This is a genomic window from Kribbella alba, from assembly GCF_039529635.1.
In the GTDB taxonomy this organism is placed as follows: Bacteria; Actinomycetota; Actinomycetes; order Propionibacteriales; family Kribbellaceae; genus Kribbella; species Kribbella alba.
In genome coordinates this window covers 39549-55728 of sequence record NZ_BAAANE010000001.1, presented here as the reverse complement: position 1 = coordinate 55728, position 16180 = coordinate 39549, and the positions used below count along the sequence as shown (strand labels likewise).

Annotated in this window: 14 protein-coding genes; 6 read left to right on the top strand and 8 right to left on the bottom strand. The window is 68.6% G+C overall.

Annotation, left to right across the window (positions count from 1 at the left end):
- Nucleotides 1–64: 64 nt before the first annotated feature.
- Nucleotides 65–805: a cupin domain-containing protein gene (locus tag ABD210_RS00295; protein WP_344107249.1), complete on the bottom strand. Its 741-nt coding sequence runs from the start codon at nt 803–805 to the stop codon at nt 65–67.
- Between the two features lie 449 nt (nt 806–1254).
- Here ABD210_RS00295 and ABD210_RS00290 point away from each other — a divergent pair, with 449 nt between their 5' ends.
- On the top strand, nt 1255–2577 hold the full coding sequence (locus ABD210_RS00290; RefSeq protein WP_344107246.1) for a threonine/serine exporter family protein: 1323 nt from the start codon (nt 1255–1257) through the stop codon (nt 2575–2577).
- A gap of 225 nt (nt 2578–2802) precedes the next feature.
- On the opposite strand, the gene ABD210_RS00285 is transcribed toward ABD210_RS00290, so the two are convergent.
- Both ABD210_RS00285 and ABD210_RS00280 read right to left on the bottom strand, forming a co-directional pair.
- Nucleotides 2803–4458, bottom strand: coding sequence for an RICIN domain-containing protein (locus ABD210_RS00285; RefSeq protein ID WP_344107243.1), 1656 nt, complete (start codon nt 4456–4458; stop codon nt 2803–2805).
- The gene (locus ABD210_RS00280) at nt 4455–4640 is read right to left on the bottom strand and encodes a hypothetical protein (RefSeq protein WP_344107241.1); all 186 of its coding nucleotides are present in this window, start codon (nt 4638–4640) and stop codon (nt 4455–4457) included. Before ABD210_RS00280 ends, ABD210_RS00285 begins: the two co-directional genes overlap by 4 nt.
- Before the next feature lie 242 nt (nt 4641–4882).
- Between ABD210_RS00280 and ABD210_RS00275 the strand changes: the two genes are divergently transcribed.
- Both ABD210_RS00275 and ABD210_RS00270 read left to right on the top strand, forming a co-directional pair.
- Nucleotides 4883–5290: a cyclic nucleotide-binding domain-containing protein gene (locus ABD210_RS00275; RefSeq protein ID WP_344107239.1), complete on the top strand. Its 408-nt coding sequence runs from the start codon at nt 4883–4885 to the stop codon at nt 5288–5290.
- Complete coding sequence (locus ABD210_RS00270; protein ID WP_344107237.1) at nt 5271–6257, top strand: adenylate/guanylate cyclase domain-containing protein; 987 nt, start codon at nt 5271–5273, stop codon at nt 6255–6257. Before ABD210_RS00275 ends, ABD210_RS00270 begins: the two co-directional genes overlap by 20 nt.
- A gap of 29 nt (nt 6258–6286) precedes the next feature.
- Here ABD210_RS00270 and ABD210_RS00265 read toward each other — a convergent pair whose 3' ends face one another.
- Together ABD210_RS00265 and ABD210_RS00260 are read right to left on the bottom strand one after the other, a co-directional pair.
- Nucleotides 6287–7489 (bottom strand): HAAS signaling domain-containing protein, encoded by a 1203-nt coding sequence (locus ABD210_RS00265; protein WP_344107235.1) that lies wholly within the window; start codon nt 7487–7489, stop codon nt 6287–6289.
- Nucleotides 7486–7812: a PadR family transcriptional regulator gene (locus ABD210_RS00260; RefSeq protein WP_344107233.1), complete on the bottom strand. Its 327-nt coding sequence runs from the start codon at nt 7810–7812 to the stop codon at nt 7486–7488. The genes ABD210_RS00265 and ABD210_RS00260 overlap by 4 nt, the downstream gene beginning before the upstream one ends.
- A 194-nt stretch (nt 7813–8006) precedes the next feature.
- On the opposite strand from ABD210_RS00260, the gene ABD210_RS00255 reads away from it, so the two are divergent.
- Nucleotides 8007–8930, top strand: a complete 924-nt coding sequence (locus ABD210_RS00255) for a helix-turn-helix domain-containing protein (protein WP_344107231.1) — start codon at nt 8007–8009, stop codon at nt 8928–8930.
- Between the two features lies 1 nt (nt 8931).
- Here the strand turns inward: ABD210_RS00255 and ABD210_RS00250 are convergent, their stop codons facing one another.
- Both ABD210_RS00250 and ABD210_RS00245 read right to left on the bottom strand, forming a co-directional pair.
- Complete coding sequence (locus ABD210_RS00250) at nt 8932–11259, bottom strand: glycoside hydrolase family 95 protein (protein WP_344107229.1); 2328 nt, start codon at nt 11257–11259, stop codon at nt 8932–8934.
- A gap of 104 nt (nt 11260–11363) precedes the next feature.
- Nucleotides 11364–13322, bottom strand: coding sequence for a Xaa-Pro dipeptidyl-peptidase (locus ABD210_RS00245; RefSeq protein ID WP_344107227.1), 1959 nt, complete (start codon nt 13320–13322; stop codon nt 11364–11366).
- A gap of 150 nt (nt 13323–13472) precedes the next feature.
- On the opposite strand from ABD210_RS00245, the gene ABD210_RS00240 reads away from it, so the two are divergent.
- Both ABD210_RS00240 and ABD210_RS00235 read left to right on the top strand, forming a co-directional pair.
- Nucleotides 13473–14486 (top strand): LacI family DNA-binding transcriptional regulator, encoded by a 1014-nt coding sequence (locus ABD210_RS00240; RefSeq protein WP_344107225.1) that lies wholly within the window; start codon nt 13473–13475, stop codon nt 14484–14486.
- Nucleotides 14487–14516: 30 nt separating this feature from the next.
- Nucleotides 14517–15431 (top strand): 1,4-dihydroxy-2-naphthoyl-CoA synthase, encoded by a 915-nt coding sequence (locus tag ABD210_RS00235; RefSeq protein WP_344107223.1) that lies wholly within the window; start codon nt 14517–14519, stop codon nt 15429–15431.
- 80 nt (nt 15432–15511) lie between these two features.
- Here ABD210_RS00235 and upp read toward each other — a convergent pair whose 3' ends face one another.
- The gene (gene upp, locus ABD210_RS00230) at nt 15512–16153 is read right to left on the bottom strand and encodes a uracil phosphoribosyltransferase (RefSeq protein WP_344107221.1); all 642 of its coding nucleotides are present in this window, start codon (nt 16151–16153) and stop codon (nt 15512–15514) included.
- Between the last annotated feature and the right edge of the window lie 27 nt (nt 16154–16180).

Sequence of the window (16180 nt, the reverse complement as noted above, 5' to 3'; positions counted from 1 at the left end):
TGGTTCGCGAAACAACAGATCAGGTGCGCCGGTACGCCGCACGGGTAGTGCCCGGTGCGGCGCATCAGGCGGGCTCGGTGGTGTCGTAGACGTCGAGGCGGCCGCACATTCCGTGACGGCCGAACTCGGTCGGTGCCGGGAGCCGGTGGAGCTCGGCCGTCTGGAGATGCGGGGCTTTGCCGGCTTCGAGAGCGTCGAGGGCCGCACCAGTCTCGTCGGCCAGGCGGCGGGCGCCCTGCTCCCAGCGGCGTCGCCAGTCCGCGAGCTGTGGCTGGACGATCCCGATCGCGGCTTCGTAGAAGTCCTCGAGCACCGACCGCCCCTCAGCGTCGTACGCGCTGCGCAGTGCGGCGAACCCCTCCAGTGCGAGATCGCGTCGGCGCATCGCGGAGGGCGTCCGGGCCTCACCCTCGCCTGTCAGCGTGGTCGCCTTCAGGTAGGTCTCGCGGTCGGTGAGGTGTTCCCGCGGCAGGGTGAGCACGGCGTCACCGGCTTCGGGAAGGCCGGAGTTCGACATCAGCGTCAGGATCTGCAGGCCGCCGCCGTTGACCAGTCGGTGGATCGTGCCGGGGTCGAACCAGACGACGGTGCCCGCCTGCAGCGGAGTCTCGGCGAACCCCTTCGGGTTCAGCGTCTGGACCGCCCCGGAGCCCGCGATGACGTAGTACCCCTCGGAGCAGGCCAGGTGTACGTGCGGGGTGCCGCCGACCAGTCCGTCGGGCGCCTCGATGTCGTACACCTTCAGCAGCGAGATCCCGATGCCGCCGGGCAGTGCAGCGGCCGTCCCCGGGCTGTACTCGCACATGCGCGCCTCCTGCTGGCCGTTGAGCTTGGAAAGGGCTTTCCATGCCTTGTGAGCGCAACCTTAGGTGGGCTGTCACGGCGAGTCAACCAATCGGGAAAGTCGTCCGGAAAGCGATTGCACCCCGATCCGGCCCGACGCTTCGGGTCAGCCGGATGGGGTACGGCGTACGGACGGGCGTTAGCGTCATTGCTGCAGAGGAAAGGGGCACGGTGGTCAAGGGCGGCAGACCGGCAAACAAACCAACAACAGATCAGCACCCACCGACCCCCATCCCGGATCCCCCGGCAGACGGCCGGCCCACCCCCGCCCCGGCCGGCTCCTTCTCGGACAGCCCGGTGGATGGTCGAGATCCTGGGGACGAGCGGCCTGCGGAGGGTGATGGGGCGGAGGTTGACGGGCGGAGTGCTGATCGGCGGGCCAGGGACGAGCAGCGGGAGCTGTATCGGACGATGGACCTGGCTCTGCGGATCGGGGAAGTGGTCCTGTCGAGCGGCGCCGGAACGGCGGACGCGACCGCGACAATCCTCGCCGTCACGGCCGCCGGCGGGTTGCGGGGTTGTGAGGTCGACATCACCTTCACCTCGATCGCGATCTCGTACCAGGCCGCGCCCGATGTCGCCCCCGAGACCCACATGCGGGTGGTTCGTTACCGCGGCCAGGATTTCTCCCGGCTGACCGACGTCGACCGGCTGGTCCGCCGGCTCGCGAGCGGTGAGGTGACCCCAGAGGACGCGGGCCGCGAACTGGCCCGCCTGGTATCGGCAGGCCCGCCCTTCCCACGCTGGAGTTCGGTGCTCGCGTGGGGCGTGATGGCAGGAGGCGCGACTCTTTTGCTGGGCGGTGGTTGGCTGATCACCCTCGTGGCAGTCCTCACCGCGGTCGTGATCGAGCTGAGCAACCGGTGGTTCAACCGACAGCGGCTGCCGGCCTTCTACCAGCAAGTCGCCGGGGCCTTCGTCGCCACTGCGGTCGCGCTGATCCTGTACGCCATCCACGCACCGGTGAAACCATCGCTGGTAGTTGCCGCTGGCATCATCCTGCTGCTCGCCGGGATTGCCCTGACCGGTGCCGTCCAGGACGCGATCACCGGGTACTACGTGACCGCGGCCGCGCGAAGTCTCGAGGCGATGCTCCTCACCGGCGGCATCATCGCCGGCGTCAGCCTCGGAATCACCCTGGGCATCAAGCTGGGCCTCCCCGTCGCGATCGAGGCTCAGACGATCCAGCTGGCGAATCTGCCCATCATGGTGGGATCGGGCGCGCTGATGGCGGTCGCCTTCGCGTATGCCTCGTACGCGCCGCTGCGTTCGCTGCTGCCGATCGCGCTCGTCGGTGCGGCCGGATCGCTGGTGTTCACGGTGATGGCCAGAGCCGAGTTCGGTCCGGCCTGGTCGACTGCGGCAGCTGCGTTCATTGTCGGCCTCGGTGGATACTCCCTCGGCCGCAGATCCGGCGTACCGCCGCTGGTGGTGGTCGTCTCCGGCACAGTCCCGCTGCTGCCCGGACTCACGATCTACAAGGGCTTGTACGAGTTGATGGGTCTCGGCAACCTGATCGGAATAGTCAGCCTCGCCACAGCGGTCGCGATCGGCGTCGCCCTCGCATCAGGCGTCATCCTCGGCGAATACGTGGCCCAGCCGATCCGCCGCGAGGCCCGCCGCCTGGAAGACCGCCTCGCCGGCCCCCGCCTGGTAGGTCCCCGCCGCCCCATCCGCCGCCGCATCCAACGCCCGTCCCACAACACCCGCCGCCGACGCCGCACCACCTCCTGACCCACGCAGGGCGTCGAGGAGTTAGGCGGACCGCCAGCACTCACCTTCGAGGGGCTGTGGCCCGAAAACGATGCCCTGGCACGCTCAGAGCTGGTCGCAGCCGCAGCCGATCCGCGGCTAGCTGAGTGTTGGCGGTCCGGGTCTCCCGGCGAAGGCAGTCCGGAAACTCAGTGGAGGTCGTGCTGGGCAGCCTGAAGGCGGCCGCATGCGTGGGGTAAACGGGGACTAGTGGGGTTCGAGGCGCCAGGTTTGAGGTTGGAGGTTGTTGCAGGTCCAGACCTGGACGTTGGCGCCGGGGGTGGACGAGCCGCCGGCCACGTCGAGGCAGAGGTTGCTGTTCTGGCCGACTAGTTTGTAGTACGAGCGGCCGACGTTGACCAGGCGCCAGCGTTGCCAGCCCCCGTCCTGGCAGTTCCATTGCTGGACGTTCGCACCGGGGGTCGACGAGTTGCTGGCGACTTCGACGCAGAGCTGGCTGTTCTGGCCTTTGAGGCGGAAGTAGCCGTTGCCTTCCGAACTGAACTGGAAGTTCTGCGGGCCCAGGTTGTTGCAGGTCCACTGCTGGATGTTGCCGCCCGGCACCCGCGAGTCCGCCGACACGTCCAGGCAGTGCCCGCTCTGCGCACTGACCAGCCGGTACGTCGAGTTCGCAACGCCCGACGCATCCTGAGTACCGACGGCCGAGCCTGTCGCGAAGTAGGTCTTGCAGACTCCGCCGTCATAGTCGGTGGCGAGCTGGAGGACCTGATAGCCATCAGCCGACGGCACCATCGGCGAGCTGTAGTTCGGGCAGTAGTTGTTATAGGGGTTGTTCACCGTCACCGGAGACGCGATCTCGTACCAGTACCCGTTCGACCACTCGGTGTTCACCAGGATGGTCCGGCCGTTGTCGGCGGCAACTGATCCGTTCGCGTTCTGCAGGATCTGCCCGATCAGCAGCAGCTTCCCGTTCGGGCTGCCGGCGCTCGGGGCCCAGGCGATCGTCGGCGCGTGCGTGAAGTACTTCCCGTCGACCGTCTGCGCCCGGACGCCGAGCGCGCTGGGTGATCCCCAGTTCCAGCCGTCGCCCGACGTGCGGGTGTGAACCACGCAGTCGTACTGGCCGCCGAGCCCGCAGATCTCGTAGACCATCACGTAGCTCCCGCTCGGCAACTTCCGCACCACCGGCATACCCGGGCGATGGCCGAAGGTCGGGCTGGACACGGTCGGGCTGCGATCCGTCCAGGTGATCCCGTCCGAACTCCGCACCTCCATCAACTTCTGGCTGTGCGCTGCGTCCGTCTCGTCCGAGTAGTGGCAGACCAGGCGGCCGTCGGCGGCGATCGAGAACTCCGGCTCCCACAGGCCCTTCGTGCTCGAGGTCGTCGCGCAGTTCGACAGATACGACCAGGTCCGGCCGACGTCGTTGCTCTTCCAGATCCGCAAGGACATCGGGCGCGCGTCCTGACCGACCGAGGCCGCCCAGAGCAACGTCCCGGCCGGCATCGACCCGACCTGCTGGGGAAGCTCGAACAATGTCGCGCAGCACAACCCCTTGCCGCCCGAGGCGGCCGGATCCGCGACGGTTCCCACCTGCGCGAAGGAGACACCGCCATTGGTGCTCTCGTAGATCGCGCCGACCCCGTCCGCGTTGCCGACGAACGTGACCACGCTCGCCACCACCCGTCCGTTGGCGGCTCCGCTGTGCTCCAGGCGCACCGCCCGCGGATAGAGCCCGGTGTCATTCCGCAGCAACTGGCCGGTCGCGGCCACGCCGGCCGGCGACTGGGTGGAACTCGCCCCGATTGCGACACCGCGGCCATCCACCTGCGCCTGGGCGTTCGTAGTACAGACCAGGGATCCGAGGAGCGGGGCAACTACCAAGGCGAGTCGGCGCATCATCGGATCTCCTCGAGTACCACGTCGTCGACCTGGAGCCAGACATCTTGGCCGTGGCCGAAGAAGCCCGCAGAGAGCTGGATGAGCGATTCAGGGCCGGTGTCCACTTCGACGCTGACCGGGTTCGCGGGCAGGAAGGCCGCGCCGAGCAACAACGGCAGGACCAGGAGCAATCGCTTCTGCATACGTGTCTCCTAGGGGCGGACGGAGGCAACTCACGGGAAATCGATTTCTGAAACCGTAGCCAGCAGCTTGGCGGAGGTCAACGGTTCGGCAGTTACCGCCTTCCCCGCCGCGAAGGACCGCCGCCGGACCTCGTGAACCCGGCACCAGCGGTGACCTGCGCCAGGGTGAGCCGTTAGAGTTACTGACTGGAAACATCGGCCTGCTATCGCTGGGTCACGCCCGGCGGGCTCGGAGGATCGACGTGGCACTGGGTAGGACATCCCCCCTTGACCTGCCGCTGTTCGCGGAGCTGTCCGGACGGGAGATCAAGGACATCTTCCGCGCCGGCGAGGAGGTCTCGGTACCGGCCGGCTGGTCGCTGATCCTGGAACAGACCCCACCGGACGCGGCATACCTGATCCTCAGCGGTACGGCGGCGGTCCGGGTCAAGGGCGAGGAGATCGCCGAGCTCGGCCCGGGTGACATCGCCGGCGAGGTCGCGGTCCGGCAGAACCGGTTGCGGACGGCAACCGTGACGGCGAAGAGCCGGCTGCAGCTGCTGCACTTCACCCGGGAGAGGTTCGACGACCTGACGAACCGGCTGCCGAACTTCCGGGACGCCATCGACGCGACCATCGCCGAGCGGCGCGGTGACAAGTCCGGCGCCTGAACCCGATCTCGCCGCGCTGCAGAAGAATTTCGAGCAGGCGCTCCTCGGCGGCGAGCGGAAGTTCACCCGGATCGAGGTCTCGCAGCGGGCCGGTATCTCGATCGAACGCGCCGAACAGATGTGGCACGCCCTCGGCTTCGCGACCGTTCCGGATGACGAGGTGGCCTTCACCGACGGTGATGTCGAGGCGCTCCGGCTGGTCGCGGCGCTGGAGGACGACGGCTTCATCGACCCGGCGGTCGAGTCGTCGCTGGCCCGCAAGCTCGGCCAGACCCAGTCCCGGCTGGCGTCCTGGCAGTCCGCCATGTTCCTCGAGCTGCTCGGCCGGTCGAACCTGTCCGAGGACGACGCGATCGAGGTCGCCTCGCTGTTGCTGCCGGCAATGGAACGCCTGCAGACCTACGTCTGGCGGCGCCACCTGGCCGCCGCGGCCGGACGGGCCGTGGCCGGATCCGATGAGCTCGCCCGCGGCGTCCGGGTGGTCGGGTTCGCCGACATCGTCAGCTACACCCGGCTGACGCGGCGCCTGTCGGAGCTGGAGCTGGGGCAGCTGATCGAGCGCTTCGAGGGGATGGCCGCGGACGTGGTCGCGCTGAACGGCGGCCGGGTGATCAAGTCGATCGGTGACGAGGTCCTCTTCGTGGCGGACACACCCGCTGAAGGGGCAGCGATCGCGCTCGCCCTGCAGGACAAGGTCGCCGAGGCCGAGGACATGCCCGAGCTGCGGATCGGCCTCGCCTACGGCAGCATCCTGATCCGCCTCGGTGACGTCTACGGCGAAGTGGTGAACCTCGCCTCCCGGCTCACCTCGGAGGCCAAACCCGGCCGCGTCCTGGCCGACCGGGAACTAGCCGCCGCCCTCGACGGCCACCCCGACTACCGCTTACGCAGACTCCGCCGCGTCTCGGTCCGCGGCTACCACCACCTCAGCCCGTACGCCGTGCAGCGGGCCGAGGACCACCATTGAGAGGCCTGCTGAGCAGCACACGTGTAGCGCTAGCGCGTTGGGGAGACCGTCAGTGTCACGCCTGGCTTCTGCGGGGTCGGCTTCGAGGTAGGTGTGACGGGTGACGGCGTGGTGGCCGGGGTCGTCGCGGGGGCAGGCGGCGGGATGAAGGGCGCCTTGTCGGTGTCCTTGCAATTGGTCTCGTCGACCGTGCCTTCGGGTGCCGGCGACACGACGGCCTGCGGGAACAGGTTGCTCACGGCACCGCTCGACTGGCCGAAGTTGGCCGCGCAGTCCTGCAGCGGCAGGTTGATCGGCTGGCCGTTCTCGTCGTACAGCCGGACCTTCACCTGGCGGCCCTGCTCGTCGAACGGGTAGATGTTGGAGACGTTGCGGCCGTCCAGCACGAGCCCGGCCGGCGGGTTGTAGTTGGAGCTGCTGGTGCCGCGGTAATCGTTGTAGCTGTGGAAGATGCTGGGCGGCGTGGCGCCGACGAAGCTGGCCGCGAGCCAGGCCGGCACCAGCACGGTGGCGACCACGTTCAGTGGGACGACATACCAGAGCCAGCGGGCGTCCTGCTGGGTCCGGCGGCCGATCCAGATCGAGATCGCGGCGCCGGCCAGCGCGCCGACCACGGTCACCGCGCCCGCGCCGAAGACCAGGAAGAAGCCGCCGCCGGCGACCAGGCCCCGGGCCACCCACCAGACGGGCTGACCGATGGTGACCAGCTCGCGCCGGACGTTCGGCGGGATCTGCTCGATCAGGTCGCGGATCAACCCGGCCGCGTTCGCGCCTTGCGGTGTATCGAGCACGACCCTCGGGTCGTTGGTGCCAAGCGCCCGGACACCGAAGTATCCGGCGATGAAGAGCGAGGCCAACCCGAGCACGCCGAAGAACGCGAGCGAGTCGGCGGACCGGCTGAAGATGCCGACCAGGACGAAGAACGGTCCGACCGTGGCGGCGACGACTCCCCAGCGCAACGCGGTCTGGGCCGACCGGCTGTCGACCGGCTGTCGCGTCCTCGGGGGATAACCCGCCGCGTTGCGGAGCTCGTCGGCGTACTGCCGTGGGCTGCCGAGGCGGTCCTGCAAGGCGGCGGCGGTCGGTGCGTCCTCGAACTCCGCCGCGACCTCGGTCAGGTGACCGCCGACGTCTTCGAGCACGTCCTCCAGCTCGCCCGGCGGTAGGTCGCTCAGCTCGGCCCGGACCTGGGCCAGGTACACCGCGACCGGTCCGGTCAGAGTGGTGTTCACGCCGCCTCCTCATGCAGGAGCACCGACATGGTGTCGGCGAAGTGGTTCCAGGTCTTGGTGGACTGGGCGAGCAGATCGCGGCCGGTCTTGTTCAGGCCGTAGTACTTGCGATGGGGGCCTTCCTCGCTGGGCTGCACGTACGACGTCAGCGCACCGGCCGCGAACAACCGCCGCAAGGTGCCATAGACCGAGGCGTCAGCGACATCCTCGAGCCCCGCCGAGCGCAACCGCCGCAGCACGTCGTACCCGTAGCCGTCGGCATCACGCAGCACAGCCAGTACGGCGAGATCCAGTACGCCCTTGAGCAGCTGGCTCGGGTCCATCGCCTTCCCCTCCACCTCGTCCGACGCACCGCAAGGTCCGGACCCCTCAGACCGAACCTCGCGGTGCTCTGCCGAGCACACTACTACACATCACGGAGTACTACGCCATCCAGTTACACCCCCGTACGCCGGTCCGCCCGGGTTGAGCAATTTCGATCAAGCCAGGCGGGGTGGTTGGCGGGCAGAGTGGAGGTATGAGTTCAGACGACGTGTTCGCCGCCTTCGTCAGCGCGGTCGCCGAGAGCCTGGACGAGCCCGCGACCTGTGGGGTCGACCTGGCCAAGCGCGTTCACCTGTCGCGGTTCCATTTCGACCGGGTCGTCGCTGCGGCGGCGGGCGAATCACCGGCTGCGTTCAGGCGGCGGTTGTTGCTCGAGCGGGCGGCGTACCGGCTGCTCGCGGACAGCGCCGGCGTGCTCGAACTAGCGATCGACGCGGGCTACGGGTCGCACGAGGCGTTCACCCGGGCTTTCACCAGGGCGTACGGGATGTCGCCGAGTCAGTGGCGGCGGGAGCCGTCACGGCGGTTCTTCCTGACCGCGCCGAGCGGGGTCCACTTCCAACCACCGGCGGGCTTGCGCCTGCCTGCGAAGAAAGAGGCGAGGGGAATGGATGTGCTGGTCAGGATGGTCGAACATCACGTCTGGCTCACCGGCGAGCTGATCGAGCGAGGGGCTCAGCTGGACGCCGAGGCGCTGGACAAGCCGATCGAGCTGTCGGTCGAGGGCATCGACGATGAAGTGTCGATCCGCTACCTGCTGGATCGGCTGGTCTGGCAGGAGGAGATGTGGCTGGCCTCAGTCGCGGATCAGCCGTTCGAGGTGCCGGAGTGCGGTCGGCAGGTGACGACTCCGATCGCCGAGCTGCGAACCAGGCACGCCTCGGCGGGGTCGAGATTCGTCGCCCTCGTCAACCGGCTGAACGAGGAAGGCCGCTTCGACGAGACCTTCGTCGACACGACCTGTCAGCCGCCACGGGTTTTCACCTATGGCGGCATGGTCGCGCATGTCCTGACGTTCGCGGCGCACCGTCGGTCGCTGCTGGTCGGCGCGTTCCACTCGGCCGGGATCACCGATCTCGGCGCCGGTGATCCGATGCAGTTCGTGGGCGAGGCCTGACTCAGTCCGTGATGGCGACGGTGGAGCCAGGTTCGACTGGCAGGTCGATCACCTCGTCGCCGAGGCGGACCCGGAGTGACGCCGGGCCTTCCGTGGGAGTCGCGATCAGGGCGCGCTCGAGGTGACCGGCGCGCCAGCTGACGTCGACGGTGTAGCCACCGCGGGCGCGGAGGCCGTGGACCGATCCGTCGGGCCAGCTGGTCGGGAGCGCGGGCAGCAGTTCGATCTCGGTGCCGGTCGACTGGACCAGCAGTTCCGCGATGGCTCCCGTACCGCCGGAGTTGCCGTCGAAGGAGTAGACGTTCTCCTCGACGCCGGCGATACCGGCCACCGAATACGACATCAGGTTGTGCTCACTCGCGTCGCCGATCAGGCCGCGCAGGTGCTGGACGGCGCGATCACCTTGCAGCAGACGGGCGTAGTACGCCATCAGGTTGGCCTCGACCCATTCGGTCTGTTCCCAGCCGTCGGCGGCCTGGCGGCGCTCGATGGTGACCTCGGCGGCGCGGGCCAGTTCGGGGGTGTCCCGCGGGGTGATCTGTCGCTCCGGGTAGAGCGCAACCAGGTGGGTCGTGTGCCGGTGGCTCGGCACCGCCTCGTCGAAGTCGATCAGCCACTCCTGCAGTTGGCCGTGCTTGCCGACCCGGAACGGCGAGAGCTTCCCGCGCGCGTCGAACAGCGCACGCCGGAACTCTGCATCGACGCCGAGCAACTCGGATGCCTCGCCGCAGATCCGGAACAGGGCTTCGACGAGCACCCGGTCACAGGTGGCGCCCATTGAGAGCGAGCACTGGTCACCCTCGGGCGAGAGGTACCAGTTCTCGGGCGAGTCGGACGGGCCGCTGAGCAACCAGCCGGTCGCCGGGTCCTCGGTCAGGTAGGCCAGGAAGAACTCGGCCGCCTCGCGGAGGACGGGATAGGCCTGGTCGGCGAGGAAGCCCAGGTCGCGGTTGTACTCGAAGTGCTCCCAGAGCTGCAGGGAGATCCAGATCCCGCTGGTCACGTGCAAGCCCCAGCCGAGCCCCGAGCCCGGAGCGGAGTAGCCCCACGCGTTGGAGACGGTGTGCGAGACCCAGCCGGGCGCGCCGTACATGTCGGCAGCGGTCCGCCTGCCGCTCGCGCGGAGGGTCTCGATCCAGCGGAACAACGGCTGCTGAAGCTCTCCGAGGCCGGTGATCTCGGCAGCCCAGTAGTTCTGCTGCGTGTTGATGTCGAGGTGGAAGTCGTTCGTCCAGGGACCGCCGGAGGCGCGGCCGTCGTTCCAGACTCCCTGCAGGGCAAGGGGAAGCGGTGAATCCTCACGGGTCCCCGCGATGGTCAGATACCGCCCGAACTGGAAGTACAACGCGACCAGCTCGGGGTCCTCACCGCCCTTGGCGAACAACGCCCGCCGCTCGTCAGTAGGCAACGCCTGTACTGCGCTGTCGCTCTGGCCGAGGTGGAGCCCCACCCGCTGCATCAGCGGGGCGTAGTCCTCCAGGTGAGCCTGCCTGAGTGCCTCGAAGCCGGCGGCGGCCGCTTGATCCAGCAGCTGAGCGGGACGGACCGCCGGGTCCTCGCCGAACAGATCGGTGCCTACGGCAATCAAGATGGTGGCTGTCGTCGCGTTCTCGACGAGCAGGTGGTCGGCCTCGCTCCGGACGGTGCCGCTGGTGACCACCCGGGCACGGAGATCGACGGTGGTGCCGACCTGGCCGTTGCTGTGCAGCTCCTCGTAGGTGTGACCACGCAGCAGGATCGTGTCGCCCTCGGTGGAGACCTCGGCCGGGATCACCTCACCGCTGAAGAGCACCCTGAAGGTGGTGGGGGAGCTGCTGGTCAGCTGCGCGACGATCACTCCGTTGGCGTGGGACGCGAAAACCTCGCGGCTGAAGCTGATTCCGCCCTGCTCGTAGCGGCAGCGGACAATGGCGTCGGCGAGATCCAGCGAGCGTTCGTAGGCGCTGGTGGGTCCGTCCTCGCCGTCGTACTGCACCAGCAAGTCCGGGAGAGGAACGTTGGTGCCGAAGGAAGCCTGCGTGCCCAGCAAATGCTTCCCGGCCAGCGCCTGGGCCTCGGCGTACCGGCCGTTCAGCAGGAGTTCGCGGATCTCCGGGAGGAACCGCAGCGCGGTCGGGCTGACATCCGCGGTCGAAGGGGCGCCGGACCACGCGGTCGACTCCGACAGCTGGATCCGCTCCACCCGATCGCCCGAGTAGACCATCCCGCCCAGCCGCCCGTTGCCGATCGGGAGCGCCTCGAACCACCGCTGCGCCGGCTGGGAGTACCACAACCTCCCCGGACCTTCGGAGGACCCGCGGAGCGGCTGAACGACCTCGTGCCTGAGCATGTCTTCTCGGTTCCTCTGCCGTGGGGGTCCTTACTTAACCACGGCAATTATTACCCGAAGGATCGCTCGTCCGGGCCGGAATCCCGCCCAACGGACCACCTGCGTCAGCGGGACGGGTCGTGCAGGTCGGGGCGCTCGGTGGGGTTGGTGATCCTGACCTGGATCGGCTGGACCTTAGTGGGAGCGGGGACCTGGCCGGCCGTGACGGGAAGGTTGAGGCGGCTGTGGGCCAGGTCGATGTCGATGCTCGCCCCCGTGTCGTTCGGGGTGGTCCACTCGGTGTCGCTCAAGGTCACGGCGAGGCCGAGGACGCGGCCCTTCGGGATCACCTCGTCCTGCGCGCGCAGCGGCACGGTCACCGTGGTCCAGCGGCCAGGGGTGAGCGAGGTCGGGTTGCTCAGCGAGTCGCTGTGGGCCGCGTCGATCCAGCCGCGGCTGACGATGCCGTGGTCGCTCTCCTCGGTGAGCTTCTCGACCATGTAGTAGCAACTGTCGTCGAATGCGGAATCCTCGGCCACACAGGTCTGCGCATCGGTGCGGCGGATCCCGGCGTACCGCTCGCCCTGGCCGTATTCGATCAGGCGGGCCGTGACCGGAGTGGTCGCGGAGTCGGAGCGGATCCGTAGGGTCACCGTCGGCGTGCCGCTGATCCGGACCGAGGTCGGCAGGGGCGCGGACAGGAACATCTGCCGCCCCGCGATCACCTCGGAAGGCGTCGCCACGATGGTGTCCTCGGTCAGCGAGGGCTCATCGGTCACGGTCACAGTTCCCTTGCCTGCGGCACCTAGTTTGCCGTCGCCCAGCGGGACCGGCACGGTCTTGGTCACGGCCGGCCAGGTCGGGTAGTCGCGCCACACGTCCGGGGCCGCCTCGACGCTCGCCATCGGCTCCTTCATCACGTTGTTCTGCAGGCCTTGGAGCCAGTAGTCGAACCACTTGTGCAGCTCGTCCACCCACTCCTGGCGCCGGAACTCGAAGGGGTCGACGTGGTCCTCCAGGCCGAGCCAGATCTTCCGCGGCACCTTGTTCTTGGCGAGTGCCGCCCACCACTGCGCGAAGTGGTTCGTCTGCACGTTGTAGTCGCTCAGGCCGTGCGTCATGAAGACGGAGGCCGTCACCTTGCCGGCGTCCTTCAGGTAGTCCCGCTGGGCCCAGAAGCTGGTGTAGTTGCCGGTCTCGTCGTCGTCCTGCTCGCCGAGATCCGCGCGGGCCGCGTCGCACGCCGGGGTGTCGTGGCCGACGTAGCCGCCGAGCCAGGGCATGTAGTCGATCGAGTACGGCACACCGCCGGAGCGGGAGTAGTCGTACCACGAGGAGATCGCGGAGATCGGCACGATCGTCTTCAGGCCGCGCACCCCGGTGGCGGCGACCCCGTTCGCCAGGGTGCCGTCGTACGACTTGCCGATCATGCCGACCGAGCCGTTCGTCCAGCTCGCGGTGACCGGATCGCCGTCGGCGGTGTGGGCGGTGTTCCGGCCGTTGAGCCAGTCGATCACCGCGACCACGGAGTCGATCTCGTCCTTGCCGCCGACGTCACCGCAGCCGGTGGAACGGCTGGTCCCGATCACGTCCACGCCGACCATGGCATACCCGCGCGGGACGAAGTAGTTGTCGTAGTACAACGGCATCTTCTGGATGACGCCGTTCTCGTCGTAGGTCTTCTTCTCGCTCTCGTTGCCGCGTCCGCAGCAGGAGTAGTACGGCGAGGCGTCCATGATGACGGGGATCCGCAGGCCGGCCGCGTCGGTCTCCCGGGGCCGGACGATGTCGACGGCAATCACATCGGTCTGACCGTCGGAGTCGGTGTCCATCGTGGTGTCGACGTAGACGGATTCACGGATCGCGCCCGCGTAGTCGTACACCGGCTGGGTGCTCTGCGTGCGGGGATCGACGTGCGGCGGGATGCCTGCGACACTCGGTGCCGAAGCGGTCTGAGCCGCGGACGAGGTCGGCCCGTCGGGTCCATCCGGGATCCGGGCGGCCGCGGCGGTGCCGGTGACGGCCCCCAGACAGAGCACGGTGGACGATGCCACGATCGCAACCCTGGCACGGACGGTCGTCATGGCTGGGAAGGCTAGTCATTCCGGGCCCGCAAAGCCAGGCTCTGAGGAGATTGACGGGCACTTCCCAGCTACGAAGGGTGATCGGCGGCCCCGGGTCCGATAGTGTGACCGCCACCCAGGGGGAGAGTGGTACGGAAGGTGGGTGACCCAGTGAATCTGCGAGCACCGGTGACATTGCTGGATGTGGCGCAGCGCGCGGGAGTGTCGGTGGCGACTGCTTCGCGCGTGCTCAACGGCGGAGATCGGGTGCCGCGTCCGGAGCTGCAGGAACGCGTCCGGGACGCTGCCGCGGCGCTCGGCTACACGCCGAACGCTCAGGCCCAGGCGCTGGCCAAGTCGTCCACGAACGTGGTCGGGATCCTCGTGCACGACATCGAGGATCCCTATTTCGCTGCGATCGCGAACGGCGTGATGCGGGCGGCCGACGAACGCGGCCTGCTGGTGATGATGGCCAGCACCTTCCGTGATGCCGACCGTGAGATCGCTTACCTGTCTTCTCTGCGGGCGCAACGCGCTCGCGCCGCCGTGATGATCGGAAGCCGCCGCACCGACGCCGAAGGACTCGCCCGTACTGCGCACGAGGTCGAGTCGTTCCTCAACTCCGGCGCCGGCCTGGCCCTGGTCAGCCAGTCGGGCATGCCGGCCCACACGATCGAGCCGGACAACCGCGCGGGCGCAGCCGAGTTGGCTCGTTCGCTGGTTCGCCTCGGCCTGCGCAAGTTCGGCGTACTGGCTGGTCCCGAGGGACTGGCGACCGCGAAGGATCGGCGGGAGGGCTTCGCTGCCGGGCTTGCCGAGTCCGGGTTGGAACCCGTGGCAGTGCAGCCCGGCGAGTTCACCAGGGATGGCGGCTATGCGGCGGCCGGCGAGTTGCTGGACCGGAAGCTGGACCTCGACTGCTTGTTCGCGGTGAACGACGTGATGGCTGTAGGGGCGATGTCGGCCCTGCGAGCCCGCGGCGTCGACGTACCGGGTGAGCTCGGTGTGGCCGGGTTCGACGACATCGCCACGCTGCGGGATGTCTGGCCGGGGCTGACGACCGTGCGGCTGCCGTTGGAGCAGATGGGTCGCCGTGCACTGGAGTTGGCCGTCGAAGGTGGCGAGCCCAAGACCGAGACGTTCCCGGCCGAGGTCGTCCTTCGCGAGAGCACCGGGCGGCGCTGACCCGGGGACGGGCTGAAATATGCTCGCCGGGTGACCGAGCCTGCGCAGATCTCCGAGCTGTTCGACCCGTCGGCCTGGAAGCAGGTGGACGGGTTCGACCTGAGCGACATCACCTATCACCGGGCGGTGGACGCCGGGGTGGTGCGGATCGCCTTCAACCGTCCCGAAGTACGCAACGCCTTCCGGCCGCAAACGGTCGACGAGTTGTACCGCGTGCTCGACCACGCGCGGATGTCCACCGACGTCGGCTGCGTGCTGCTCACCGGCAACGGACCTTCGCCGCGTGACGGCGGCTGGGCCTTCTGCTCAGGTGGCGACCAGCGCATCCGGGGCAAGGACGGCTACAAGTACGCCGAGGGCACCACGGCCGACACGATCGATCCCGCGAAAGCAGGGCGACTCCACATCCTCGAGGTGCAGCGGCTGATCCGCTTCATGTCGAAGGTGGTCATCTGCGTGGTGCCGGGGTGGGCCGCGGGTGGCGGGCACAGCCTGCACGTGGTGGCTGACCTGACGCTGGCCTCCGCGGAGCACGCGCGGTTCAAGCAGACCGACGCGGACGTGGCGTCGTTCGACGGCGGCTTCGGATCCGCGTATCTCGCCCGGCAGGTCGGGCAGAAGTTCGCCCGCGAGATCTTCTTCCTGGGCGAGGAGTACTCCGCCGAGGACGCCTACCGGATGGGCATGGTGAACAGGGTCGTGCCGCACGCCGAGCTCGAGGCGGTCGCGCTCGACTGGGGTAGGAAGATCTGCGCGAAGTCGCCGACGGCCCAGCGGATGCTGAAGTACGCGTTCAACCTGATCGACGACGGGCTGGTCGGCCAGCAGATCTTCGCGGGTGAGGCGACCCGGCTCGCCTACGCCACCGACGAGGCCGCCGAGGGGCGCGACTCCTTCCTGGAGAAGCGGCCCGCCGACTGGTCGCCGTACCCGTATGCCTTTTGACACCGTTCAGGCTCCTTGCGTCCGAAGAACTGCGGGGCGGGCCCCTCGGCTCTTCGGACGCAAGGAGTGACGCGGACGGGTTACTGGGCGACGCCGTAGAGGCGGTCGCCGGCGTCGCCGAGGCCGGGGACGATGTAGCCCTTCTCGTTCAGGTGCGAGTCCATCCCGGCGATGACCAGGTTGACCGGGACGTGCAGGTCGGCCAGTTCGCCCTCGATCCGCTCGACGCCTTCGGGCGCGGCGAGCAGGCAGATCGCGGTGATGTGATCGGCGCCGCGATCCACCAGGAACTGGATCGCCGCGGCCAGCGTTCCACCGGTCGCGAGCATCGGGTCGAGCACGTAGCACTGACGCCCGGACAGATCCTCGGGCAGACGTTCGGCGTACGTCGAGGCGGCCAGGGTCTCCTCGTTGCGGATCATCCCGAGGAATCCCACCTCGGCCGTCGGAAGCAGCCGGGACATCCCCTCGAGCATGCCGAGGCCGGCCCGCAGGATCGGCACCACCAGCGGTTTCGGCGAGGTGAGCTTGACCCCGGGCGCCTCGGCGACCGGCGTCTGCACGGTGATCGGCCCGGTGCGCACGTCCCGGGTGGCCTCGTAGGCGAGCAGCGTGACGAGTTCCTCGGTCAGCCGCCGGAAGGTCGGCGAATCCGTCCGCTCGTCGCGCAGCGCGGTGAGCTTGTGGGCGACGAGCGGGTGGTCCACAACGAGGATCTGCATGCCCGGGAGGCTACCGCCTCGGCGATT